This window comes from uncultured Algibacter sp. (genome assembly GCF_963976535.1).
In the GTDB taxonomy this organism is placed as follows: Bacteria; Bacteroidota; Bacteroidia; order Flavobacteriales; family Flavobacteriaceae; genus Algibacter_B.
The window spans coordinates 1-25,060 of sequence record NZ_CAXBLF010000008.1; the positions used below are offsets into that span (position 1 = coordinate 1).

At 31.8% G+C, this 25,060-nt stretch carries 17 protein-coding genes, 1 tRNA gene and 1 pseudogene; 10 read left to right on the plus strand and 9 right to left on the minus strand.

Annotation, left to right across the window (positions count from 1 at the left end):
* The first annotated feature begins 172 nt into the window (after positions 1–172).
* The gene (locus AAC024_RS04065; RefSeq protein WP_339893930.1) at positions 173–2,671 is read left to right on the plus strand and encodes a T9SS type A sorting domain-containing protein; all 2,499 of its coding nucleotides are present in this window, start codon (positions 173–175) and stop codon (positions 2,669–2,671) included.
* 209 nt (positions 2,672–2,880) lie between these two features.
* Here the strand turns inward: AAC024_RS04065 and AAC024_RS04070 are convergent, their stop codons facing one another.
* From AAC024_RS04070 to gdhA, 4 genes are all read right to left on the minus strand, one after another.
* Positions 2,881–5,292, minus strand: coding sequence for a TonB-dependent receptor (locus AAC024_RS04070; RefSeq protein ID WP_339893932.1), 2,412 nt, complete (start codon positions 5,290–5,292; stop codon positions 2,881–2,883).
* 4 nt (positions 5,293–5,296) lie between these two features.
* On the minus strand, positions 5,297–6,016 hold the full coding sequence (gene recO, locus AAC024_RS04075) for a DNA repair protein RecO (RefSeq protein WP_339893934.1): 720 nt from the start codon (positions 6,014–6,016) through the stop codon (positions 5,297–5,299).
* The gene (locus AAC024_RS04080) at positions 6,016–8,364 is read right to left on the minus strand and encodes an ABC transporter substrate-binding protein (RefSeq protein WP_339893936.1); all 2,349 of its coding nucleotides are present in this window, start codon (positions 8,362–8,364) and stop codon (positions 6,016–6,018) included. The genes recO and AAC024_RS04080 overlap by 1 nt, the downstream gene beginning before the upstream one ends.
* A 276-nt stretch (positions 8,365–8,640) precedes the next feature.
* Positions 8,641–9,984 carry an NADP-specific glutamate dehydrogenase gene (gene gdhA, locus AAC024_RS04085; RefSeq protein WP_339893937.1) on the minus strand — a complete coding sequence of 448 codons (1,344 nt, stop codon included), beginning with the start codon at positions 9,982–9,984 and terminating at the stop codon, positions 8,641–8,643.
* Positions 9,985–10,185: 201 nt separating this feature from the next.
* Here gdhA and AAC024_RS04090 point away from each other — a divergent pair, with 201 nt between their 5' ends.
* Positions 10,186–10,989 carry a glutamate dehydrogenase gene (locus tag AAC024_RS04090; RefSeq protein WP_339893938.1) on the plus strand — a complete coding sequence of 268 codons (804 nt, stop codon included), beginning with the start codon at positions 10,186–10,188 and terminating at the stop codon, positions 10,987–10,989.
* Between the two features lie 4 nt (positions 10,990–10,993).
* On the opposite strand, the gene AAC024_RS04095 is transcribed toward AAC024_RS04090, so the two are convergent.
* On the minus strand, positions 10,994–12,166 hold the full coding sequence (locus AAC024_RS04095) for a cystathionine gamma-synthase (protein WP_339894008.1): 1,173 nt from the start codon (positions 12,164–12,166) through the stop codon (positions 10,994–10,996).
* Between the two features lie 325 nt (positions 12,167–12,491).
* On the opposite strand from AAC024_RS04095, the gene AAC024_RS04100 reads away from it, so the two are divergent.
* Positions 12,492–13,211: a DUF3298 and DUF4163 domain-containing protein gene (locus tag AAC024_RS04100; protein WP_339893940.1), complete on the plus strand. Its 720-nt coding sequence runs from the start codon at positions 12,492–12,494 to the stop codon at positions 13,209–13,211.
* Here AAC024_RS04100 and AAC024_RS04105 read toward each other — a convergent pair.
* Positions 13,191–13,655 carry a DinB family protein gene (locus AAC024_RS04105; RefSeq protein ID WP_339893942.1) on the minus strand — a complete coding sequence of 155 codons (465 nt, stop codon included), beginning with the start codon at positions 13,653–13,655 and terminating at the stop codon, positions 13,191–13,193. The two genes, AAC024_RS04100 and AAC024_RS04105, sit on opposite strands and share 21 nt — an antisense overlap.
* A 228-nt stretch (positions 13,656–13,883) precedes the next feature.
* Between AAC024_RS04105 and AAC024_RS04110 the strand changes: the two genes are divergently transcribed.
* Positions 13,884–14,234 (plus strand): ArsC/Spx/MgsR family protein, encoded by a 351-nt coding sequence (locus AAC024_RS04110; protein WP_339893943.1) that lies wholly within the window; start codon positions 13,884–13,886, stop codon positions 14,232–14,234.
* A gap of 333 nt (positions 14,235–14,567) precedes the next feature.
* Here AAC024_RS04110 and AAC024_RS04115 read toward each other — a convergent pair.
* A pseudogene (locus AAC024_RS04115) lies at positions 14,568–15,138 on the minus strand (zeta toxin family protein).
* A gap of 667 nt (positions 15,139–15,805) precedes the next feature.
* Here AAC024_RS04115 and glf point away from each other — a divergent pair.
* The 3 genes from glf to AAC024_RS04130 are packed head-to-tail and all read left to right on the plus strand — an operon-like array spanning position 15,806 to position 19,072.
* Positions 15,806–16,939: a UDP-galactopyranose mutase gene (glf, locus tag AAC024_RS04120; RefSeq protein ID WP_339893944.1), complete on the plus strand. Its 1,134-nt coding sequence runs from the start codon at positions 15,806–15,808 to the stop codon at positions 16,937–16,939.
* The gene (locus AAC024_RS04125) at positions 16,936–17,652 is read left to right on the plus strand and encodes a glycosyltransferase family 2 protein (protein ID WP_339893945.1); all 717 of its coding nucleotides are present in this window, start codon (positions 16,936–16,938) and stop codon (positions 17,650–17,652) included. The genes glf and AAC024_RS04125 overlap by 4 nt, the downstream gene beginning before the upstream one ends.
* Positions 17,630–19,072: a glycosyltransferase family 39 protein gene (locus AAC024_RS04130; protein WP_339893946.1), complete on the plus strand. Its 1,443-nt coding sequence runs from the start codon at positions 17,630–17,632 to the stop codon at positions 19,070–19,072. The genes AAC024_RS04125 and AAC024_RS04130 overlap by 23 nt, the downstream gene beginning before the upstream one ends.
* Positions 19,073–19,505: 433 nt before the next feature.
* Here the strand turns inward: AAC024_RS04130 and AAC024_RS04135 are convergent.
* A tRNA-Asn gene (locus AAC024_RS04135) sits at positions 19,506–19,579 on the minus strand.
* Between the two features lie 574 nt (positions 19,580–20,153).
* Complete coding sequence (gene rseP, locus AAC024_RS04140; protein ID WP_339893947.1) at positions 20,154–21,500, minus strand: RIP metalloprotease RseP; 1,347 nt, start codon at positions 21,498–21,500, stop codon at positions 20,154–20,156.
* A 405-nt stretch (positions 21,501–21,905) separates the two neighbouring features.
* On the opposite strand from rseP, the gene AAC024_RS04145 reads away from it, so the two are divergent.
* The 3 genes from AAC024_RS04145 (at position 21,906) to feoB (ending at position 25,033) form a co-directional block, all read left to right on the plus strand.
* The gene (locus tag AAC024_RS04145) at positions 21,906–22,574 is read left to right on the plus strand and encodes an SCO family protein (protein ID WP_339893948.1); all 669 of its coding nucleotides are present in this window, start codon (positions 21,906–21,908) and stop codon (positions 22,572–22,574) included.
* Between the two features lie 130 nt (positions 22,575–22,704).
* Entirely contained in the window at positions 22,705–22,941 is a 237-nt protein-coding gene (locus AAC024_RS04150) for a FeoA family protein (protein ID WP_339893949.1), read from the plus strand.
* On the plus strand, positions 22,934–25,033 hold the full coding sequence (gene feoB / locus AAC024_RS04155) for a ferrous iron transport protein B (protein WP_339893950.1): 2,100 nt from the start codon (positions 22,934–22,936) through the stop codon (positions 25,031–25,033). Before AAC024_RS04150 ends, feoB begins: the two co-directional genes overlap by 8 nt.
* Positions 25,034–25,060: the final 27 nt, after the last annotated feature.

The following is a 25,060-nucleotide window of genomic DNA, read 5'->3' on the forward strand; positions in this document are numbered from 1 at the left end:
ACAATAATGCTCCAGTTTTTTGGTAGCTTCTTGTACGGTGTATGTTTTTTTTGATAACTGCATGGTTTCAAAAATAGCAATTGTTAGATAGACATTAAGAATAAAAGATTAGAAAAAAACCAAATTTGCTATACCGAGCCTAGTCTAAGTATAGATTTTAAACTTAACGATTATGAAAAAGATTACTTATTTAAAACCCTTCTCCTTTTTAATTGCACTGCTTTGTGTGGTTTCTTTTGGGTTTGGGCAAAGAAAAATAGCTGAACTAACCTTTGAAACTGCTGGTGGATACTCTACCAGTATTCCTGAATTTACTGACTATGTGCCACCTGCTGGTGGTAGAGACTATTTTATTAGAACTGATGGGAGCACTATAAGAGGGAATACCGCTGGAATAAATTTTACAAATATTCAAGGTTCCTATTATTTTGCAGCTCAAGATATAGACGGAGAAGGTGCTGTTTTACCTGTTTTTTTAAATATAGATGACATCAATATTAGTGGTTATACTAGTATCGAATTTAGAGTATATCTAGCAGAAGACGACCAAGTAACTAATGGTGGCACTCGTACTCAACATTGGGATAATGCTGATTATGTTCATTTTAACTATGATATTGATAATACTGCTACGTTTTCACCTTTATTATGGGTTGAAAATGATGGTGGCGGTTTTAATAGAGAACCGCAATTAGATAATGATTTTGACGGTGATGGTGATGGTACTCCAATAACCAGTGCTTTTACTCAATTTACGAGAAGTATTTCTGGAACAGGTTCTTTATTAGATATTGAAATTATTTTTGATCTAGATAGTGGAGATGAAGATATAGCTATAGACAACATAGAAATCTGGGGAACTCTAATTCCTTGTGCTACAACGGTAACTTGGGATGGAACAAACTGGAGTGCTCCACCAGATATTACCACTGAAGCCATTTTAAATGCTAGTTATGATACAGCTACGGATGGCGGTTTTAGTGCATGTAGTTTAACTATTAGCAATGGAACCACTTTAAACATTGCTGATAATGATTCTATAGAAGTAGAAAACGATTTAGTAGTTGATGCTGGCGGTATTATTACGGTTCAGCCGTATGCTGCTTTTATACAAAATAACGATATTGGTTTACTGACAAACAATGGCACAATATCAGTTGCTAAAGATACAGCTCCATTAAATAATTGGTACGAATATACCTATTGGAGTTCCCCAGTTTCTAACGCAACTGTTGGAGTAGCCTTGTCAGATTCGGACGCTGGCAGACGATATATTTTTAATGCAAGTCAATTTAATGATGAATTTGCTGAAGTAGGCAATAATAATGCAACTGTTTTAGGACAAGATGATATTGATGATGAAGGTGATGATTGGCAATGGGTAAATGGAGCAACAATGATGCAATCAGGTATTGGATATGCTGCAACACATTCGGAAGCGGCATTTATTGTGCCTCCTGGACCATTTACTCCTCCTCAATTCAGATATACGTTTACAGGCACTTTTAATAATGGAGTTATTAACGTTAATGTTGATAGAAATGACACCACAATTGCCGACAATAATTGGAATTTAATAGGAAACCCTTATCCTTCAGCTATTGAGATTGATGCTTTTATGACTCAAAATATGTATGATGCTACAACAAATCCAAGTGGAACCTTAGAAGGAGCCATTTATTTTTGGTCACAAAACACTAATTATGCCTTAAATGCAAACGGTAACGAAGCTTTAAATTTTGATACTACAGATTATGCAACTCACAATGGAATTGGCGGCACAATAGGTGGTGATGGTTTAACTCCAAATGGATTTATTCCTTCTGGACAAGGCTTTTTTGTTTCTTTTTCAGATAGCTCCCCAACTAACTCAGGTACAGTGGTTTTCAATAATGCTATGCGAAGTTTAAGTTTATCGCCTGACAATAGTCAATTCTTTAGAAATTCAAATTCTAAAAAGAAGAGTACATCTTCAGCCAATAAACTATGGGTTAATTTAACATCAGATAATGGTGTGTTTAATCAAATATTATTAGGATACGCAGAAGGAGCTACTAATAACGATGATGGCGCTTATTATGATGCACGAAAGATTGTTGCACCAAAAGCCTTTGCCGCTCTTTACTCAACTATTGAGAACACTGATAAAAAATTCGCTATTCAAGGAAAAGCAACTAACAGTTTAAATGAAGAAGAAATCATCAGTCTTGGTTTCAGTACGAATATTGATGTAGCAACACTTTACAAATTATCTCTAGCACAAATTGAAGGTGAATTTTTAACAAGTAACACTGTTTACTTAAAAGATAATTTGCTTAATACGTTACATGATTTATCAGCTTCTGATTATACTTTTACTTCTGAAGTGGGAGAATTCAATGAGCGTTTTGAGATTGTATTTAACGCAAATGCTTTATCTATTGAAGATATTAGTACAAACGCTAACACTTTAAAAATTGTTGAATTAGAAGATGATCGTGTTCAGTTTACAACTTCTAGTAGCATAAAAACGGTTAGAATATTTGATTTATTAGGAAGACAATTATATGCATTTAAAGGGCAAAAAAATTCAGAAACTTATACCCTTTCAAATTTAAGTAGTACTATTTATATTGCTAAAGTTGAACTTTCAAATGGAGCAACTATAACTAAAAAAGCTTTTAAGAAATAGCGTTTTAAATAAGTTCTACATTTAATTAAAAAACACTGTACTGTCGCATTGAGCGCAGTCGAAATGCATTTAAGCTACAAGTTATATAAGTTTTTCGACTGCGCTCAAAATGACACTTAGGGTCATTGTGAACATCGTGAAGCAATCTGTTTAATTTTAACTGGGTTTCAGTAAGAAAGATTATCACGTCCTTCGTCCTCGTAATGTCGTTATAAACTATATTTCAAAGATAAGATAAAGTTCCGTCCTGCCGCTGCTATACCTGAAGAATAGGTTTTATAACGCTGGTCGGTTATATTTTCAAGGCTGGTCGTTATTGTGATAGATGTATTGATTTGATATTGCGCTCTAAAATTAAGTGTAAACCAAGACGGGCTGTATGGATTTCCGTTTTCATCTAAAGCATACATATACTCTTTCTCAATTTCTGAAGGCGCTAATTGATTAAAGGATAAATCGCCATTATAATTAGCAAAAAAATCTAATTTTAAATCATTAGAAGTCCAAAGCAAATGTGTATTCCCAAAACTTGGTGCTACATGTCTAATAGGCACTTCAATATCGCCTGCCTCTTCTGTTCCTCCTATTATGGAATACTGTGAGGTTAAATCAACTTGTTTTGTAATTGGCATTTTCAACCCAACTTCAAAACCATAAATCCATGCTTTTGATGCGTTTTGTATAGCCTGAACATTACTTAATTCACCATCATACATAATTTCAGTATTACCGTTTAAACGATAATCTCTTCTAACTAATGCATTATCCAAATAGGTATAATATGTACTCATATCCAGAATTAACTTGTCATCAAAATTTAATTTCAACCCTAGTTCGCCACCATAAGCATATTCTGGTCTTAAATCGTTGTTTGGCACGACCACAGAGCCAGGTTCTGAATCAAAAACCTTACCTATATCATCAATATTTGGTGCTCTAAATGCTGATGATGCGTTTAATTTCCATTGTATAGTCGAGTTCGGCGACCAGCTAATACCAGCGGTTCCTGTTAATGCTTCAGATTCATTCTTTGCAGATTCAAACGGCAAATTTAAATAGGCATTATTTTCAGTAAAATCAGCATCTGATGTTACATAATTAAAACGTAAACCTGACTGAAATACAAACTTTGGATTTGGTTTATACTTAATACTAGAATACACTGCGGCAGATTGCCAACTTGAGCCATTAGGGTATCTGGAAACACTAGATACTTTAGTGTTATTTGATATATCTTCTTCTATTCCAATAGACCACACTTTATTGTACACATACTCAGCCCCATAGAAAAACTGTGTTTTAGCAGAAAATCTTTTTTCCAAATCTAAATTAAATGAATAGGCATCAACAGCTTCTTCACGAACATATCGCATGGGTGATTGATAGTCTCTATCGCTTCTACTTTCTTTAAAATTTTGATACGCTATTGTGGCTTTTATTTTATCGTACAAATTTGATTTACTACTCAACTTTGTAACTTGTAAATTAGACATAAACCACTGTTGTGGGCCATAATTCCATTCGGTAGAACGCAAGGCACCATCTCTGTAACGAATTAAACGGTCATATCGTGGAATATCCGATGTTGTTGTGTAATATATGCCTAAATCAAAACTTAAGTCTTCATAAGGTTCATAATGCGCTTTCTGCATTAAGTTTAGTTGGTTATACCCAGAAAATTTTTGAACTAACGGATTATTATTTTGTATAATCACATCACCATTGGTTGTTGCTAACGCAAATTCAGGTCTTAAATATTCATTAGGACCATGGCTTCCCATCCTTAAATCGTCAAAATCAGTATATGTACCACTCGTTATAAAAGCCCATTTTTTATACCCCAAATTAATATCAAAATGCCCCGTTCTTTCATTACTAGCCGATGCATATCTAACCAAAGCATTACCGCTAAACATTAAAGAATCTGTATAGGATAGTTTTGGTTTTTGAGTGTAAAAACTCATAACACCTCCAATAGCATCGCTGCCATAAATTACTGAGCCTGAGCCTAAAGTAACTTCGGTATTTTGAATTGAAAAAGGATCGATTGAAATGACACTTTGAAGATTTCCACCTCTAAAAATAGCATTATTCATTCTTACACCATCCACAGTAATTAACAATCTATTTGTTGAAAAACCTCTAATCATTGGGCTTCCGCCACCTAACTGGCTTTTTTGAATATAAACTTGCCCTGAATTTTCCAATAAATCAGCACTTGTTTGAGGATTTGTAAACAGAATATTTTTGGCATCTATACTAACTATTTTCTGCGGAATGTCTTTTCTGTTTTGCTGAAATTTAGATGCAGAAATCACAATTTCTTCTAAACCGTGTGTATTAGAAACCAAATACACTTTATTTGATTTCACAATTTCACGTTTTGTTAAGGCTTTTAATACATGGGACAAATGCTTGAAATAGATGATTTCAGTATCTGAAAATTTATCTAAATCTGCCTCCCCTCTAAAATTAGTTACAACACTTTTAGATTTATCTACATTATAAACGGCTACTCCAAAAATGGGGGCTTTAGTAATTTTATTAAGAACTTTTACATTTTGTGCCTGAGAGGATATGGAAACAAGTATAAAGAAGAAAATAAAATAAAGCGCCTTCATAGTTTTAGCTAAAAACTTCATTAAATACATGTAAAGATTTAGGGGTTTTAAAGCTCCCCAAATGTAATTCAAAATATAGCAAAATCATACTTAAAAATGACTGCCTTTGCTTTGCATTAATTTTTATACTTGGTAAACCATCAAATGTTGTGCCTAATAGCTTTTTTAGAAGTGTTAAATTTTCACCTGAAAGCGCATAATTATTGCTTGGTTTGATTTCAAACATCCCTTCTTGTAAATTAAAAAAAGGAAAATCTATAAGGGTTGTGTCTGGATAAAAACCTAAATATTTTGTTAGTTTTAATAGAAATAATAAGTGAAAATTCGCATAATCAGACTGCGAATCAAGCCATAAAAATGTGCTTTCTAAATAACTATATAGTGTTTCGTTTTGTTCTTCTTCTTGCAATGTATTTGATAACACCTCAGATAAAAACATAACAATTGACCCTTTTAAAACGTTAGAATGTAAACTCGTGTAAATATAATTTGACTTAGTTTCTTTAACGCTTTGTAATGACCTGCTATTTTTATGAGTAAATACTATTTGTAGTTGAGATAACACCTGGAAGTAGGCCGTTTTAGAGTTCCCTTTTTTACTTTTTAAAACACCTCTTAATAAAAAACTAACAACACCTATTTCCTGAGTATAACATTTTACAATTAAGTCGTTGTCTTTGTATCTTAACTTAGAAAGCACAATGGCGTTTGTAGTAATAAGCATTATCTAACTACCATTAATTTTAAAACTTTAGTTTCAAACGTATCTAAATCTGAAAGCATCACCAAATAAACTCCAGATGCCACGACATTGTTTGCTAGATTTTTACCATTCCAATAGGCTGTACCTCCATCAATCTCTAAATTATACCCTTGGTATCTTTGATTTATTCTAGATTGCGCCTCGGCAACTAAATTTCCTTCAATATCAGTAATTTTGATATTTATATTTTCTGAAATATCCTTAATTTTTACTTTATCATCTATAATATTAAATCCAGGTCTTACTGGGTTTGGGTATGCAAAAGCACTTGATAAATCTTCGGATGCGCTAGACCCACCAGAGTTGAAAGAGAGCAGTCCTTTACTTGTTGCAATGTAAACGACACCATTTATTTTATCTAGTGACACATCACTTATACTATTTGAGGGTAAGGGTGAATTATCTTTAGTAAAATGAAATATAGTATTTTGCCCGTTTGGAGAAAGGTAAAACAAGCCTGAATCTGAGGTGCCAATCCATTTATTATTCGAGCCATCTACTTCAATATCAGTTACATATTGCTCGAACAACAATTCTTTAGCGATACCATCTTCCTCTATAATAATTTCATCAACTGTAATATTTTCTTCTGTAAAAAAATTGGATGTATTGTATAATACACGTAAGCCTCTAAAGGTCCCAATCCATAATTGATTTCTGTTATCTAATGCTACAGCTGTGGCTAATTCAGTAGGCATGTTCTGCTCATCTTTACTAATACTTTTTATTAATGGGCTGTTACCGTTTTCATTAAACCCAATAAGTCCATATTTATACGAAGCAATCCACTTTGTTTCATCATTACCGATAACAATACCAGCATACCCTAAATTTCCACCAGTAAAACCATCGATAATAACATCTGTAAAATCATAAGATTTCCATTGGTTTGTTGCCGGGTTATAAGATTTTAAAGGTTTATCTACAAGAGTACTTAAAGTCCAAAGCAGCCCATTTCTATCAAATAGAGGGTTTAATACCCTTACACTTATAAAACTTGTGTTATTTGGAATTACCAAAGATTCTAAACCGCTATTATTTTGATCATATAAAATAGTTGGAATATTTTCATTAACCTCTATTAATCCATTGTTGAATGAACTTATAAAAACTTGATTTGCACTAAATGGATTTATCGCTATACCATTTATATCTCTTGCTTGAAATGCCTCTTGATACGACACGTTTACCCAGCTTTCATTATTTAAATGACTAAAACCTCGTCTTCTTCCAAATGGCACATAAAACAAACTATAGCCTCCAAAAGTTACCCAAACACCATTAGGCTCTGATTCTATTGAAAAAGGTGTATTAAACAATGGCCCTTCTGGATGTATCTCGTCAAAAACTGATGTATTATTTATAGCTGTTTTTAGTATTCCAAAATCTTTTGTACCAACATAAATATTATCTAAATCAATTATGGCTGATGTATATTGTGTATTAAAATCAGAATTAATAGGGATTTGAGAAACAATTGTAAAATTTGAATCATATACAAAAACTTCATCTCTAGTTGTAACTATCAAATTTGAGCTAACAGATCTTAAATCTAGAGGCAACCTTGAGTATGTAAATAATTCACTTACTGAGTTTCCTATAATTTGGTATATTTTACTATTATTATTGATGGCATAAAGGTTATTTTCATTAGCTTCAATAGACTGCCAATTACCAGAACTAACTAATTGCCAATTTTGAAAATCGATTAAATTTAGGCTAGTAACTGGTGCTTTCCAAATACCATTACCGCTAAGACAAGAGGCATAAATATAATCTTCGAAAATTGTAGTTTGAGTTACAGGAATTTGGCTTCCTCCATTTCCAATAAAATAAGTGTCTCCAAACTCAAGTCTTTCTAAATCATAAACTGAAATCCCATAATTTGTTGATATATAGATAAGATTCTGATAAGGGTTAATATGATTAATTTTCTTATCTGTAGGTGATATTGTTGGCTTATCAATAATATCTACAACAGTAAGAATTTCAGTATCATTATCAAACACAACTTCAATAAGTCCATTTTCATAACCAACAACTAATAACTCATAATCTTCACTGTAATAAATGGTTGAAATACTTTCTCCAGATAACCCATTTACTGTAGTTATCTCTTTCATTTCATTAGTTTGGGTATCTAAACTAAAAATAGCATTATCCGCAGCGGCATAAATGATATTGCTTCCTTGAGTGACATCTTTAATCTCATTATAAGAAAAATATCCTTTCCAAAGCGCTGAAAAATCTTGAGAAAATTGATATAATGGAAATAGAAAAATTATAATGACTATTACGCTTCTAAGCATAGGTGTTTTTTGAATGTTCAAATATATTTATAACTAACGAGTTTTACGTCAAAATAATATATTTTAAACGAAAAAAGGCTGTCTGAAAAGTCAATTTTGGAGTAAATTGTCACATTGAGCATTGGTGAAATGAAAATATTTTTTCATTGAAAGCACCTTGCGAAGCAAACCGAAATACATTGAAAATCAAGATTATACGTTTTCGAATGCGCTCAAACTGACAACTCGAAAAACTTTTCAAACAGCCTCTTTTATATCGAAATATTTTAAATTTCTCTAAACAACACCTTGTGCTAACATAGCATCAGCTACTTTTACAAAGCCCGCAATATTTGCGCCTTTTACATAATCAATATAACCATCTTCATCTTTTCCATATTCTAAACATGATTTATGGATATCAGACATAATATCTTTAAGTTTGTTATCAACTTCTTCTCTTGACCATTTAAATCTTAAAGAGTTTTGAGTCATTTCTAAACCTGAAGTAGCCACACCACCAGCATTAGAGGCTTTTCCTGGTGCAAATAATATTTTTGCTTTATGGAAAGCTGTAATAGCGTCTTTAGTTGAGGGCATGTTAGCACCTTCGCTAACACAAATACAACCATTATCTAAAAGCATTTTAGCATCAGCTTCATGAAGTTCATTTTGAGTTGCACATGGCAAAGCCACATCACATTTAACTTCCCAAGGTGTTTTTCCTTTTACAAATTTTGCTTTTGGATAAGCCTGTAGATATTCACTTATTCTGCCTCTCTTCACATTTTTAAGTTCCATAACGAAAGCTAATTTTTCTTCATCCATGCCTTCTTCATCATAAATATAACCTGAAGAATCTGAAAGTGTTAGCACTTTCCCACCTAACTGCAATACCTTTTCAGCAGCATATTGCGCCACGTTTCCCGATCCAGATACAACTACATTTTTACTTTTAATACTATCCCCTTTTGTTTCAAGCATTTTTTGTGCAAAATATACGTTACCATATCCTGTTGCTTCTGGTCTAATTAAAGAACCTCCCCAAGACATACCTTTACCTGTTAAAACTCCAGTAAATTCATTTCTTAATTTTTTGTACATGCCAAATAAGAAACCAATTTCTCTAGTACCTACACCAATATCTCCAGCAGGGACATCGGTATTTGGGCCTATGTATCTAAACAGTTCACTCATAAAAGCATGACAAAAACGCATTATTTCATTATCAGATTTACCCTTTGGATCAAAATCACTACCACCTTTTCCGCCACCCATGGGCAACGTTGTTAAAGAGTTTTTAAACACCTGCTCAAAAGCTAAAAACTTTAAAATACTCGCATTTACTGTTGGATGAAAGCGCAAACCACCTTTATATGGTCCAATAGCGGAGTTCATTTGAACTCTATAACCCCTATTTACTTGTATTTCACCATTATCATCTACCCAAGAGATTCTAAAAGAAATCAATCGTTCAGGTTCAACCATTCTAAGCAGAATGTTTTTACCATAATAAATATCATGTTGAACAATGTAAGGAATTACAGTTTCTGCAACTTCCTCTACGGCTTGTAAAAACTCTGGTTCGTGACCATTTCTTTCTTTTACAAGGTCTAAAAATGCTTCAATGTTATCTTTCATATATACAATTATTACATTGTTATTTATTAAATATGTAATTTATCGATACAAATATACGTTATCTTCAAAAAAATATTCATTTATTTTTGAATTTCGCAATAAATATTTTCAAGTTGTATTAGTACAATTTATTAATGTTTGTTTGTTTTACTAGTTTTTATATATTTGTTCATAATAATGCCCTCAAAAAAAAAACCTTTTATGCTTAACTTGAAACATTTAGTTTCTACTTTTTGCTTGTTTCTTATAGTTCAAACGGCAAGTGCTCAACTAGGCTTTTCTCATGAAGTAGGCGTTATTGCTGGCCCTGTTCAATTTAGATCAGATTTTGGTAGTCGTGAAGATTCTAAAACAAATTTTGGTAATTCTGGTTATGGAATAGGAATTGTTCATTATTTAAATTTCGCATACAGAGCAGACTGTAATTGCTATACAACAGATACTTTTTTTAATGACCATTTTAAGTTAAGGAATGAGCTTTCTTATAATAAAACAAATTTAGAACACCTTGGAAAATGGGTAAGTCCTGACCGCACAACAATTGAGGCCAACCAACTTAGAGCACACAAAGGTGTTGCTAAAAACTTAGATATTGGTACTCAACTTGAGTTTTTCCCTTTAAGTATTCGCGATTTTCAAGGGTTTGCATACAGTTTTGCTCCTTTTGTAAGTTTTGGGGTTCATTACACCTCTTTTACTCCTGAGGTAAGCACCACATATGCTAATCCGGACCCAACAGCTGTTGGTGATGTTACAGACCCAAGTAACTTTTACTCTGCTTGGGAACCAGGTTCTGTTGATGCCTCTCCAGGTAGTACTTGGTCTATTGTTTCTAGCGTTGGCGTTAGATATAAGCTTACTAAGGTTTCTGACCTCATGTTAGATCTAAGGTGGCAATACTATTTTAACGACCGTATTGACGGTTTAGACCACCAATTAAGCTATAATAAGTACAACGACTGGTTAGTTTGGTTAAACTTTGGTTACATTTATTATCTAGATTAATAAACTATCCCAAAGCCTGCTTTAAATCGGCAATTAAGTCATCTATATCTTCAATACCTACACTAAGTCTTATTAAAGAATCTACAACGCCTGTTTTTTCCCGTTCTTCTTTTGGTATACTAGCGTGTGTCATACTTGCTGGATGTCCTGAAAGCGATTCAACACCACCTAAAGACTCAGCCAAAGTAAATACTTTTAGTTTTTCAACAATTTTAATAGCTTCCTCGAAATTATTCCCTTTAGATGTAAAAGATATCATCCCACCAAAATCACTCATTTGGCTTTTAGCAATATCATGATTTGGATGATTTTCAAACCCTGGCCAATACACCTTTTCAATTTTAGGATGATTCGCTAAAAATTCAGCGACAGCCTTACCGTTTTCGCAGTGGCGTTGCATTCTAACATGTAATGTTTTTATACCTCTTAATAGTAAAAAACTATCTTGAGGACCACAAATAGCACCGCTGGCATTTTGAATAAAGTATAATTTATCGGCCAAATCTTTATCATTAACTACCAGAGCTCCCATTACCACATCACTATGTCCTCCTAGATATTTTGTTGCCGAATGCATAACAATATCAGCACCTAAATCAAGGGGTTGTTGCAAATATGGCGTTGCAAACGTATTATCTACAGCTAATAAAATATTATTGTTTTTTGCAATAGATGATACAGCCTTAACATCAATTATATGCATCATTGGGTTTGTTGGTGTTTCAACCCAAATAAGCTTTGTATTCTTGTTTATATAAGCTTCAATATTGGATGCATTTTGCATGCCTATAAAGTGAAATTTTATTCCAAAATCTTGATAAATCTTAGTGAATAACCTAAAAGAGCCTCCGTACAAATCATTTGTAGAAACGACTTCATCACCAGGTTTTAATAATTTAATAATGGCATCAATAGCTGCAAGACCAGAACTAAATGCAAGACCGTATTTTCCGTTTTCAATACTTGCAAACGCATTTTCCAAAGCATTTCGAGTAGGGTTATGTGTTCTTGAATATTCATAACCTTTATGACCTCCAGGTGTGGTTTGAGCGTAGGTTGTTGTTTGATAAATTGGCGGCATAACGGCGCCATAAGCTTTGTCGTGTTCTTGACCTCCGTGAATGACTTTAGTATTGAATTTCATGTGGTTGTATTTATTGTTTTTAAAATGACACACTTGCCTACCGGAAGGCAGGTGTAATATCCATGTAATCATTTTTTTAGCTGACTAAGTTTTTAGTCCTGATGTTTCATCAGTAAATATCTTTTGCACAAATGTAAGTTTTAATTCGGTTTAGTAAAGTGCATTTTTTAAATCATAAGTCTAGAATCTAATAAATATTGCTTTTCTGTAAAGCCGTTTTGATAGCACTGATGTCTTTACTAAGATTCCCGCTTTCGCGAGAATGACAATTTAAACGGAAACCTCGATCTTTTTTATCGAGGAATTCTTTCTCAATTCAAATGCAATAATTATCTTTAAACTAGCTTTATATTAATATATGCGCCTTCATAAACATCTTATATCAATTTGTTGTTTTTTAGTTCTTTTCAATTGCGAAGAAGAACAGAAAACTGTTTTTTCAGATATCAATATCACTACAGATAATAATACTATTGTAGAAGTAAACATTCCTCAAGCAAGTGGAGATAAAACGGTATCAATTCAAATAAATTCTGAACTACAAAAAACAATTATTACGGCATTGCATATTGGCAACCCAGATGAAATCACCTCATCCAGCTTGGAGGAAAGTATTGCTTCTTTTAATGATGAATACAACGCGTTTAAATCTGACTTTCCAGAAACTGCACAAATATGGGAAGCTCAAATTGATGGCGAAGTGATGCATCAATCTTCAGAAATAATAAGCATTGCAATAACGTCATATACCAATACCGGTGGGGCACATGGTATTTTGAATATTTCTTTTTTGAATTTTAATTCTAAAACAGGACAACGTATTCAAAACAATCAAATTTTTAATGATATTGAAGCTTTTAAAACAGTAGTTGAACCTTATTTTAAAGCGGCTACACAAGATAAAAGTTTACTTTCAGATTATACAGAATTTGAGTTACCCGAAAATATTGGATATAGTGAAGATGGTATTGTTTTACTTTATAATACTTATGAAATTGCGCCCTACTCTAGTGGTATTATAGAGTTTGTTATTCCTTTTGAAGACGCTGAGCCTTATTTAGTTTTTAACAGCCTTTAAAAGCGCTAAAACGTACCCGTAATGTAAACCGTCATGAATCGCTACAAACTGCAAAGCCTCATCTATATTGTTTAAAGTATTTCCTGTTGTAGATACGGTATAACTGCTGTAATTTTCAAAAACATCATCATAGTAATCTTCAATCGTCTTTTCAATAGTAGTAGATAACAAATCTTTTATTTCATTAACTTCTATTTGAGTTAAACTTCCTTCAGGTTTAGTGCCTTTTCTAAATTTGTTAATCATTTCATCTGATAAGGTAGATTCTAAACCTGACAATTTATAAGCCAACAACTGCTCTGAAACAACAACATGCCCAATATTCCAAATGATGTTATTATTGAATCCATTAGGTGTTTTGTTTAAATCCTTCAATGAGTTATTTTCTATTATTTTTTTGAATATCCCCCTCGTGTTATTAAGAACCTGAAATGTAAAACCCATATGATATAACCAATATTTATTATTAAATTCAAAATTATTTTATATAATGCCGATATAGTATGAAAACTGCTCCAATTTATTGGACTTTATTGAATATATAATCGGCAATATTTAATTTTTTGATAAATGTAATATTTTTTTCATGACTGATTTTACTACCTTCCTAAAATTCTTTAGATTTCCTCCCGATAGCTATCGGGATTCAAGGAAATGAAAAAATAATTAATTATGAAAAAAGTATATTATTTAAAAACCTGTAGCACCTGTATTAGAATTTTAAAAGCGCTGAATTTATCTTCAGAATTTGTTTTGCAAGACATTAAATCTGAAGCCATTACTGTAAAGCAAGTTGAATACATGAAAGCACTGGCAGGAAGCTATGAAGTACTCTTCAGTAAACGTTCAAAATTATACAAAGAAATGGATTTGAAAAACCAAGACTTAACTGAACGTGATTATAAACACTATATTCTAGACCACTATACCTTTTTAAGTAGGCCTGTTATTATAGTTGATAATCAAATTTTTGTTGGAAACTCTAAAAAAACTATTGAAGCTGCACAGGCTGCGCTAAATTAAAACAGATTGATAGAACATATTAAAAAAAAAGTCCAACAGAAATGTTGGACTTTTAATTTGTTCCCTTTCGTGTATTACTATCGAACCAATTAAATTTGATTTTCAAAGAGTTAGACCTAAAACAAACCTTTCTTAGACATCGAACCAAATAGCTTATAATACAATATATTAGTTTATTCCTCCTTTTTTAAATCCTTCGGATACACCTTTACTATTTTACCGTTTTCCGAAAAAATTAAAGGTGTATTTTTTTACGCTTTGAACTTCAATAACTTCTCATAAGCTTTTTCTAAACCTATTGAGATTTTATCCTCTAATTCTTCTAGTTGTTCTTTAATTTCCATAATGTTTTTCTTTTAATTTATTCCAAACTATCCTGTCTTTAATGGTTAGTTTATCACGCGTACCTTCTGCTAAAATTTAAATCTTTTTTCTGAATTATCAGCAATTATCCATTTAACGACTAGTTGGATATATTTCTGAAACAAATTCTTTAATCCATTTTTATAGCGTCTTCTAATAACATCTACTGGGATATTATGTCCGCCTTCCAGTACTCTGGTTTTAACACGTTCAATTGCTAATTCTTCTGAGTCTAATTTTAAAAACAATAAAATGACTTCATAATCTTTTTGTTTAGCTTTTTTTATGAAACTAACATAGCTATTAGTTGATAACGTAGTTTCTAGGGCAAAAGTCTTGCCAGCTTCTACTAACTCATAATTCTAGTCAGCATTATTCTTCCGGCTTGAAAAGCAACTAAGTCTGGGTTAAAAGGCGAAATGCCTCTTGCTATTTCGTCTGCGTTTACAAACTCTTTACAATCAAATATTTCAGGCAAAACGGTAAATGAGGCTGTTGTTTTACCTGCTCCGTTAGGATCTCCAATTAAAAGATTGTCCAAAAATCTAGTTTTACCATTTACTTCCAGTTTATATAATGAACTAGAAGAAGGTGTTATACCAATTCCAATGTTTCCTGTTAAGTTTGTACTCGCTGTACCATTTGCTGAAGTTCCGTTTTCGTCTGTAACTTGGGAGTAAGAAAATGTTACCGTAAGACCGATTAATAAAAATAATTTTTTCATAATAAAATAGAATTATGATACACATTTTTAATCTAAGTAGAATACTCGATAAATTGTTAACAAATCTTTCTTTTTAGAGTATCCTGTTGAGGAAAACCCGTAATTTTATATTTAAAAATAATAATTTAAAAATTACAGATAGCATATTGTTAGGTTGAGTGTAATTGAAATAATATAGGAAGTCTTCTAAATCTTCGATTAGATAATGTATAGAACTTTCTGAATAAATATTTTACTATCATAAACTAAGTATTCTGCTATTAAAAAAATAAGCCAATTGCTTCTAAATCATTAAGTTTAGGCTGATGTCTTTAATAAGTTAAATTGTTGTACTCTATTATTTTTATAAAACTTACAATATACTTTCGTAACTTGCATTTAAGTTGTTCGTTATTATTGTTTTTAGGCTAAAACAATATGCTGATTACCAGCAAGATGAGCAATTTTTTTTATTTCAAATTAGTACGCTTAAGTGTATTATAATATGTATAAATCGTTTGATTATGTTTTAGTGGGAGCAGGCTTTTTTTGCTCTGTTATTGCTGAGCGTATAGCAAATGATATGAACAAAAAGGTTTTAATCATTGAAAAAAGAAACCATATAGGCGGTAATTGCTATTCTGAGATTGATAATAAAACCAGGATTGAATATCATAAATACGGTACACATATTTTTCATACTTCAGATAAAGAGGTTTGGGGTTACTTGTTGAAGTTTACTTCATTTAACAGCTATTATCATCAAGTACTCACCGTTTATAATGGTCAGGTGTATCAAATGCCTATAAATCTTGAAACCATCAATTCTTTTTATAAAATTAACTTAAAACCTTATGAGGTTGATGCGTTTTTGAAGAAAGAAATTGAAACTGAAAGCTACGACGAGCCTAAAAATTTTGAAGAGCAAGCCATCAATATTATCGGGCGCCCATTGTATGATGCGTTTATAAAAGGATATACCAAAAAACAGTGGGGTAGAGACCCCAAAGAATTGCCAGCACATATCATAAAACGGCTTCCTTTTCGTAAAAATTATTCAGAATCTTATTTTTTTGATACCTATCAAGGGATACCAACTGATGGCTATACCGAGATTTTTAATAAACTATTGGCTTCTAAAAACATTATGCTTAAACTCGATACAGATTTTCATCAAATAAGAGATCAGTTTAGTTCAGGCACAAAAATTATTTATTCTGGTTCTATTGATAGTCTTTTAGATTATAAATATGGTGCTTTAGATTATCGTACCCTTTCTTTTGAAAAAGAAGTTGTAGAATATGAAGATTATCAAGGGACTTCGGTTATGAATTATGCTAATCAAGACATACCATATACAAGAATACACGAACCCAAACATTTACACCCAGAGCGCGATTATCCATCAGATAAAACACTCATCATAAAGGAGTTTTCTGCTGAAGCAAACAGAGAAGATCCTTATTACCCTATTGGCGGCGAAAAGAATAGATTACTGTACAACAAGTATTTAAAAGAAATAAAAAAAACTTGCCCAAACTTTATTGTTGGAGGTAGGTTAGGAGACTATAAATATTACGATATGCATCATGTTATAAGAGAGGCTTTAAACGTTTATTCTAAAGATATTCGAGGATGAAAACACGATTGCATGTCGTTATTCCTGTTTACAATGAAGCCGAAATCATTAATGTTGTTGTTGAAGATTGGATAACAGTTCTCAATAAACTCAATATCAATTATAAACTTAAACTTTATAATGATGGCTCAACCGATTCATCTTTAGAAGTACTCAATATAATGAAAAATCATTATCCAGATTTTATTCAAATAATTGATAAGAAAAATTCTGGTCATGGTCCTACTATATTGAAAAGTTATAGAGAGAGTTTAGACGCTGAATGGATTTTTCAAGTAGATTCTGATAATGAAATTAAGGCGCATTGTTTTGCAGACTTTTGGAATATTAAAGACGGTTACGATTTAGTTATCGGTAAAAGAGTTAATCGTGATTCACCACTTTTCAGGAAAGTGATGACCTATTTCTCGTATTTAGTTGTTAGACTTTTCTATGGTAAAGGCATTAAAGACGTTAATTGCCCTTATAGACTTATGCGAACAAGCGCTTTTAAAGCTATTTTTACAAGTATTCCAGAAGATACCTTTGCGCCTAATATTATAGTTTCTGGAATGGCATCGAAGAAAAAGTTTAAAATAAAATCATTTGATATACAATTTGATACGCGCTCTAGTGGTGTTAGCTCTTTAAGTTCAAATGTTCCTAAATTGCTAAAAATTAGCATCAATTCTTTTTTAGAAATTATTAATTATGCAAGAAAAAGTAAGCTATAAGGAATACTTTATGTTTTTTATTTTGATTCTTGTTTATGGGATTTTTGCCATACGGTATTCTCCAATTTTTGAGCGTCTTGGTAGTGATAAAGAAGTATTTCAGTATATAGGAATGCTTATTAAAAATAATCAATTTCCATATTCTGATGCTTTTGATCATAAACCTCCAGTTATATATTTAGTTAATTATTTAGGTGTTATTTTAACGCCAAATAGTACTTGGGGTATATTTGTTATTTTAAATAGTTTAGGCTTTTTTAGCGCCTTGCTTATTTATAAATTGGCTGTAAATCAGTTTAAAAATGTTGTTTTAGCGCTTCTTTTATATGCGTCTTTTTTTTTTATAAATAATAGTAACTACATACTTGAAGAAGGGAATCTAACTAGACAACTAGCAGCGTTTTTAACTGTTGGTATTCTATTTATTGTTTTTACTGGTAAAAAAACGAATCTAAAAAATGCTTTAATTGGGGTTTTAATAGGGGTTATTTTTTTTACACAGCAGAATGAAATTTTAGGCGGATTAGTACTGTCTGGTTATTACCTATTATTTGAGAAAAAATTCAAATTTCATACTTTAAAAACTATTATAAAAAACAGTGCGTTTTTTGCATTGGGGCTGTTAATTCCTTTTGTTGGTATCTTATTAATCATCAATCACTGGAATAATTATAATGACTTTATTAATCAAGTATTTTTATTCAACTTTAGTAACTATATAGAAGACAAATCATTCCTAACTAAAATAGGCACTGTTATTTATGAGTTTGCTAAGATTGTATATGTAAATAAGGTGCTTTTAGTGATTTCGTTTTTCATAATCATCAACCTATTTTTAAACAGAAGAAACGAAAAAAAACGGAATATTGATTCTAAATGGATAGTCATTTTTATAGCCTTAATATTTCAAATATTATCTACTTCAATATCTGGGAAAGGCTATGGGCATTACTTTCTTATGTTCATTCCTTATGTTGTCTGTTTGTTTGTTTTCTCATTCAACAGTAAAGAACCAAATTATACAAAACTCTTCTCAATTGTTTTAGTTGGCGCCTTATTGTTTCATTCTGTAAAAATTTTACCTTATCAGAAACCCGATAATTCACTATTAAAAGTAATAACAAAAGAAGTTGCTTCTGTTAAAGATAAAAAGGGCCAGTTTTATTCATTAAATGGCCGATATCTTAGGGTTAATTTTAACTTGAATATTCCTTCGCCGTCTAAACATATTTATGCGCATTTTATGAACGAGGCAGTTGCAGAAGAGATTATGAACGACTTGCAGTTTAACAAAACTAAATATGTGTTGTTTGACACTGGCGATGCCCAAATAATTCCTCAATCCTTAAAATCGTTTATAGCTTTAAATTACGTAGAAGTATTAACTTATCAAGAGCATGTTTTGTTTGAACTAAATTAATTATTTGATAATCTGAAAGTTAGCTAATGCTTCTGCATAAGGTTTATAGGATTGATCCGGATGTTGCCTTTTTGCCAATAATTAAGCGATTAATGTTTAGACTCTATCTTATTGACTAAAGATTCTAATAAATACTAACAAATAAGCCGACTCAAAATAGACTCTATTAACAATTGAAACCAAGAGTTTATGAAAATATTAAAGATTGGAAACGCTAATTTCAAAAATTTTGTTGGTTATAAACTGATGTTATATCGTCTGGGAGAATTAACAATTACTAACTAAAGCCACTGGAATTTAAAGGTTTTTTCCATTATTTAATGCCAAATAGCATTAAAAAAAAATTACGACAAAAAATTGATAAATGTGCAAATTACGTGTAAATAAAAAAAGCTTCAGGAGTGTAAACTCTCTGAAGCCTTATCATTACTTGCTCCTTCTCTTGGGCTCGAACCAAGGACCCTCTGATTAACAGTCAGATGCTCTAACCAACTGAGCTAAGAAGGAGTGTTACTTATATTTATTTTTAAGCTTTTTAGTACTTTCAGGATACTTTTTCAGATTCTGAATATTCGTTTTGCTTTTCATTTTTTTAATATGGGTTTCTATTTTTCTTGCTTGAATTCTATCATTACATTCAATAGTGTAATATATTTTCCAGTCTTTTACCTGTTTGGTAAAAGAAGCTTCATAAAAACCAGAATTATGTTATTCAATTCTGTCTTGTAAATCCACAGTTTCACCAACATAATATCTGTCAAGTGAATTAGAATACAAAATGTAAACAAAATTCATTTTTACTAATTTTAAAAGAACTTACTCGCTTTGCTCTAACCTCCCGATAGCTATCGGATGAGCTAAGAAGGAGTGTGTTTTTTTACTAAGCGAGTGCAAATATATGTTGTTTTTTAATTACTGCAAATATTTTTTTAATAAATTTTACCTGAGTACATGACAAAAATTGATAATATATCGGATGTCAATCTGAGCGCAGTCGAAGACATTGGAAATATCGTATTCAAAAGCATTTCGACTGCGCTCAATGTGACACTTTTATATTTTTGTCATGTACTAAAAAATTTTATCCAAAAATAGCTTTATAAATATCATTCCCATTTGCGAATAAAACTAAAGCAATTAATAAAAAGAACCCCACCATTTGAGCGTATTCCATAAACTTATCTCCTGGCTTTCTTCCAGAGACCATTTCATACAACAAAAACACCACATGGCCACCATCTAATGCCGGTATTGGCAGTAGGTTTAAAACAGCTAACATGATGGATAAAAATGCTGTGATCCTCCAAAACACTTGCCAGCTCCAAAAACTAGGAAAGATATCGTAAATGGCTTTAAAACCTCCTACGCCTTTATAAGCGCCTGTACTTGGAGAAAAAATAGCGCCTAATTGATCCCAATATGAAATTAATTTATCTTTAGCCTTATTTAATCCAACAGGAAAAGATTCAAAAAATCCATAATCCTTAACATCATATTTATAATATCCTAAAGCTTCTAATGTTGCTGGTGTTGAGCCTGATGCATAAACCAAACCTAATTTACCTTCATCACTAATTTTTAATGGTAACTTTATTTTAGACCCATTTCTTATCACATTAACCGTAACTTCTTGTCCTTTAAATTTTTCTAAACCTAACTTAACTTCATCTGCATATTTAGTTTCAAAATCATTTATACCACTAATAATATCCCCTTTTTTTATACCACTAGATTTATTGTATGATGTATCTGGAACTTTAACAATAATAAATGGCTCTCTTAAATCTATAAGCCCTTTTTCCTTTGAGTCCAATAATTGAGCTAAAAAATCTTCTGGCATGGTCACTGTAGACTGACTCCCATTTCGTTCTATAAGAATTTCTTTTCCGAATAAAACCTTCTCAGAAATTTCAGAAAATGTTTCAATCTTATCACCATCTACCGCTAATATTTTATCACCGGTAAGAAGACCTGCTTTAATTGCTACGGTATTTTCAATAGCTAAACCATCTTTAATATTTTCATTTGGTAGAAACGTATCTCCATAAAAATAACTCATCCCTATGTAAATGAAAATGGCTAATAAAAAATTAACCGTAACTCCACCCAACATGATAATTAAACGTTGCCATGCCGGTTTAGAACGAAACTCCCATGGTTGCGGTTCTTGTGCCATTTGCTCGGTATCCATGCTTTCATCAATCATACCTGCAATTTTCACATAACCACCTAATGGCAACCAGCCAATACCGTAAACGGTTTCACCAATCTTCTTTTTAAATAATGAAAACTTTATATCAAAAAACAAGTAAAATTTTTCTACTCTTGTTTTAAAAAGCTTTGCAGGGATAAAATGCCCTAATTCGTGCAATACAATTAGCAACGAAAGACTTAGTAAAAATTGAGATATTTTTATAACAAACTCCATATATGGCTTAACATTTTTTTATAATCGTGCAAAAGTAAGCTTTTAAACCAAGTTTAAAAAGCCATTCGTCTAATGGTATCTGTTTTAACAATAATTTATACTAAATGAATTTCAAAATGATTGATAATAAATTAAAATTATATTTTCTTTAGATAAGATAGAAAATATAAGCATAGCCTTAGTTACGGTTCTATTTTATATTAAAATATAAAGGAAATAGAAACTAATTTAATCGGTTATTTTGAAGTTTATTTGGTATTAGTTCGGTTTAAATTTATCTAATCTGAAAATCATTGTATTTTTGCCCCACCCAGATTTGTAAATACAAACCTGACCTCCCTGAAGGGGAAGTATAATTAGAAATTTATATGTTAAACCTCGGGTATTATTAAATTTTAAGTTTCAATGCTATCATTTTTCAAAGCGTATAAAAAATTTGCCATTGTTTTTGGTGTGATATCGATAATAATAATTGCCATTATTTATAACACATTAAACGTTTACCAACCGCTTCCTATCTACCAACCCGCAATGGTAAGCACAGAACTTGTTGACAGCACCATTCAGCATCAAAAAAAATATCATAAAATAGCCGATTTTAGTCTCACTAATCAAAATGGTAAAACGATTACTCAAAACAATTATAAAAATAAAATATTTGTTGCCGATTTCTTTTTTACAACCTGCCAAACTATTTGCCCTATTATGACAAATCATATGGTTGAAATTCAAAAAGAAATTGTGAATGACCCCGATGTTATGTTATTATCACACTCAGTAACTCCTGAAATTGATACAGTTGCTCAATTAAAACGTTATGCAGAGGAAAAAGGGGTTAATGATAAAAAATGGAATTTAGTTACTGGTAACAAAAAAGAAATCTACAAACTGGCGCGTAAAAGCTATTTAGCGGTAAAAGACAATGGCGATGGTGGTCCTTTTGATATGGTGCATACCGAGAACTTTATGTTGATTGACAAGAAACGCCAAATAAGAGGGTTCTACGATGGTACAAATCCGAAGGATATTGATAGGCTTCTTGAAGATATTAGAATTTTGAAAGAAGAAAAATAAAAGAAGTTTTTGTTAAGTTGGTTGTTGTTAAATTGAAAACTCCGACTATGACTGAAAACTGCAACTGAAAACTTTTTTACTTCTAAACTTTTACACTACTTTTGCTTCTTTAAAATCAATCTAAATAAGCTTGCAAGATACTTTAGCACATTTAAAACGCGGGGAACGCGCCATTATTACTGATGTTTCGTCTATTCATATCCCATTAAAATTACTTGAAATGGGTTGTTTACCTGGTAATTCAGTAGAGCTTGTTCAAGTAGCTCCTTTTCAAGACCCTATGTATTTAAACATAAATGGATCGCATTTAGCTATTAGAAAAGAAACGGCTTCTCATATTTTAATTGAAAAAGTAGCGCATGAGTAAACAGATAAATGTAGCGCTGATTGGCAACCCAAATACCGGAAAAACCTCTGTATTTAATGCGCTTACGGGTTTAAGCCAAAAAGTTGGAAACTATCCAGGTATTACCGTTGAAAAAAAACAGGGTATCTGCAAACTACCTCGTGGTGTAAAAGCACATATTATTGATTTACCAGGAACTTATAGTTTAAACGCATCATCATTGGATGAAAATGTGGTTATTGAGCTTTTACTCAATAAGAATGATAAAGACTTTCCGGATATTGCTGTAGTTGTTACAGATGTTGAAAATTTAAAACGAAATCTTTTACTCTTTACTCAAATTAAAGACTTAGAAATACCTACCATTTTGGTTATCAATATGTCTGACCGTATGGGTTACAAAGGTATTTCTTTAGATATTGATTATTTAGAAGATAAATTAAATACTAAAATAGCGCTTGTTAGTACTAGAAAAAATGAAGGTATTGATAAATTAAAACAGCTTATTTCAAATTATAAAGATGTCTCTGTTGCCCCTTGTATTGATACTACGCAAATAGATGTTGATTACTTCGGGAATTTAAAAAAGGCATTTCCAAACCAATTATTATACAAACTTTGGTTAGTTATTACTCAAGATGTAAACTTTGGGAAAACCGATAGAAACGAAATTGACCCGGTTGCCGATTTTAAAACAAAAAGTAAAGCCGATTTAAAACGTTTACAGCAAAGGGAAACTATTAAGCGCTATCAGTTTATCAATAATGCGCTGGATAAAGGGCAAACTATAGACCTAAGTCAAGCTAAAGATTTACGCATAAGGCTTGATAGAATTTTAACGCATAAAGTGTGGGGCTATGTTATTTTCGGAATCATTTTGCTTACCATATTCCAAGCTATTTACGATTGGTCTAGCGTGCCCATGGATTTTATTGATGGCTTGTTTGCTTCCTTTAGCGAATGGACAAAAAACCAATTGCCACAAGGTGCATTTACTAGTCTTTTAGCCGAAGGCATTATACCTGGCTTAGGTGGTATTGTGATTTTTATTCCGCAAATTGCTTTTCTGTTTTTATTTATTGCTGTGCTTGAAGAAAGTGGTTATATGAGTCGTGTTGTCTTTTTAATGGATAGAATTATGAGACGTTTTGGCCTTAGTGGAAAAAGTGTTGTGCCTCTTATTTCTGGAACCGCTTGTGCCATTCCAGCAATTATGGCAACTCGTAATATTGAAAGCTGGAAAGAACGATTAATCACCATTTTAGTAACGCCTTTTATAACCTGTTCTGCAAGATTGCCTGTATATCTTATTATCATTGCTTTGGTAATTCCAGAGGGGCGTATTTTAGGATTAAGTTACCAAGCGTTAACGTTAATGTTACTATACCTTATTGGGTTTGGAACCGCAATTGTTTCGGCTTATATTCTTAACAAGATTTTAAAAATAAAAAGTAAAACGTTTTTTGTAATTGAAATGCCTAATTATAAATTACCCCTTTTTAAAAATGTTGTCCTTACAGTAATAGAAAAAACAAAGGCTTTTATTTTTGGAGCTGGTAAAATAATTTTAGCCATATCTATTATTCTATGGTTTTTAGCATCTTACGGTCCGGGAGAGCAATTTAATGATGCTGAAAATATTGTTAAAACGGAATATGCATCACAACATTTAAATGACGAAGAACTGCAACAAAAAATAGCATCGTATAAACTAGAACATTCATTTATTGGTATTGCGGGTCATGCTATAGAGCCTGCTATAAGACCTTTGGGTTACGACTGGAAAATTGGTATTGCCATAGTAAGTAGTTTTGCTGCGCGTGAAGTTTTTGTGGGGACTCTAGCAACCATCTACAGTGTTGGTAGCGACCAAGAAGAAACCATAAAAAACAGAATGGCAGGTGAAGTTAACCCTGTTTTAGGGGGGCCGTTATTTACGTTCGCCTCTGGAATATCATTACTTTTATTTTATGCCTTTGCCATGCAATGTATGAGTACCCTAGCCATAGTAAAAAGAGAAACCAATTCATGGAAATGGCCTATCTTACAACTCGTTATAATGACAGGTTTTGCGTATATTGTTGCTTTAATTGCATTTCAATTATTGAAATGATACTGAAATAGATTCGACTACTTAATT

What these genes read in the sequence shown, in the direction of transcription:
- AAC024_RS04065 (WP_339893930.1), top strand. Translation starts at nt 173, where the DNA reads ATGAAAAAGATTACTTATTTAAAACCCTTCTCCTTTTTAATTGCACTG.
- AAC024_RS04070 (WP_339893932.1), bottom strand. Translation starts at nt 5,292, where the DNA reads ATGAAGGCGCTTTATTTTATTTTCTTCTTTATACTTGTTTCCATATCC.
- recO (WP_339893934.1), bottom strand. Translation starts at nt 6,016, where the DNA reads ATGCTTATTACTACAAACGCCATTGTGCTTTCTAAGTTAAGATACAAA.
- AAC024_RS04080 (WP_339893936.1), bottom strand. Translation starts at nt 8,364, where the DNA reads ATGCTTAGAAGCGTAATAGTCATTATAATTTTTCTATTTCCATTATAT.
- gdhA (WP_339893937.1), bottom strand. Translation starts at nt 9,984, where the DNA reads ATGAAAGATAACATTGAAGCATTTTTAGACCTTGTAAAAGAAAGAAAT.
- AAC024_RS04090 (WP_339893938.1), top strand. Translation starts at nt 10,186, where the DNA reads ATGCTTAACTTGAAACATTTAGTTTCTACTTTTTGCTTGTTTCTTATA.
- AAC024_RS04100 (WP_339893940.1), top strand. Translation starts at nt 12,492, where the DNA reads ATGCGCCTTCATAAACATCTTATATCAATTTGTTGTTTTTTAGTTCTT.
- AAC024_RS04105 (WP_339893942.1), bottom strand. Translation starts at nt 13,655, where the DNA reads ATGGGTTTTACATTTCAGGTTCTTAATAACACGAGGGGGATATTCAAA.
- AAC024_RS04110 (WP_339893943.1), top strand. Translation starts at nt 13,884, where the DNA reads ATGAAAAAAGTATATTATTTAAAAACCTGTAGCACCTGTATTAGAATT.
- glf (WP_339893944.1), top strand. Translation starts at nt 15,806, where the DNA reads ATGTATAAATCGTTTGATTATGTTTTAGTGGGAGCAGGCTTTTTTTGC.
- AAC024_RS04125 (WP_339893945.1), top strand. Translation starts at nt 16,936, where the DNA reads ATGAAAACACGATTGCATGTCGTTATTCCTGTTTACAATGAAGCCGAA.
- AAC024_RS04130 (WP_339893946.1), top strand. Translation starts at nt 17,630, where the DNA reads ATGCAAGAAAAAGTAAGCTATAAGGAATACTTTATGTTTTTTATTTTG.
- rseP (WP_339893947.1), bottom strand. Translation starts at nt 21,500, where the DNA reads ATGGAGTTTGTTATAAAAATATCTCAATTTTTACTAAGTCTTTCGTTG.
- AAC024_RS04145 (WP_339893948.1), top strand. Translation starts at nt 21,906, where the DNA reads ATGCTATCATTTTTCAAAGCGTATAAAAAATTTGCCATTGTTTTTGGT.
- feoB (WP_339893950.1), top strand. Translation starts at nt 22,934, where the DNA reads ATGAGTAAACAGATAAATGTAGCGCTGATTGGCAACCCAAATACCGGA.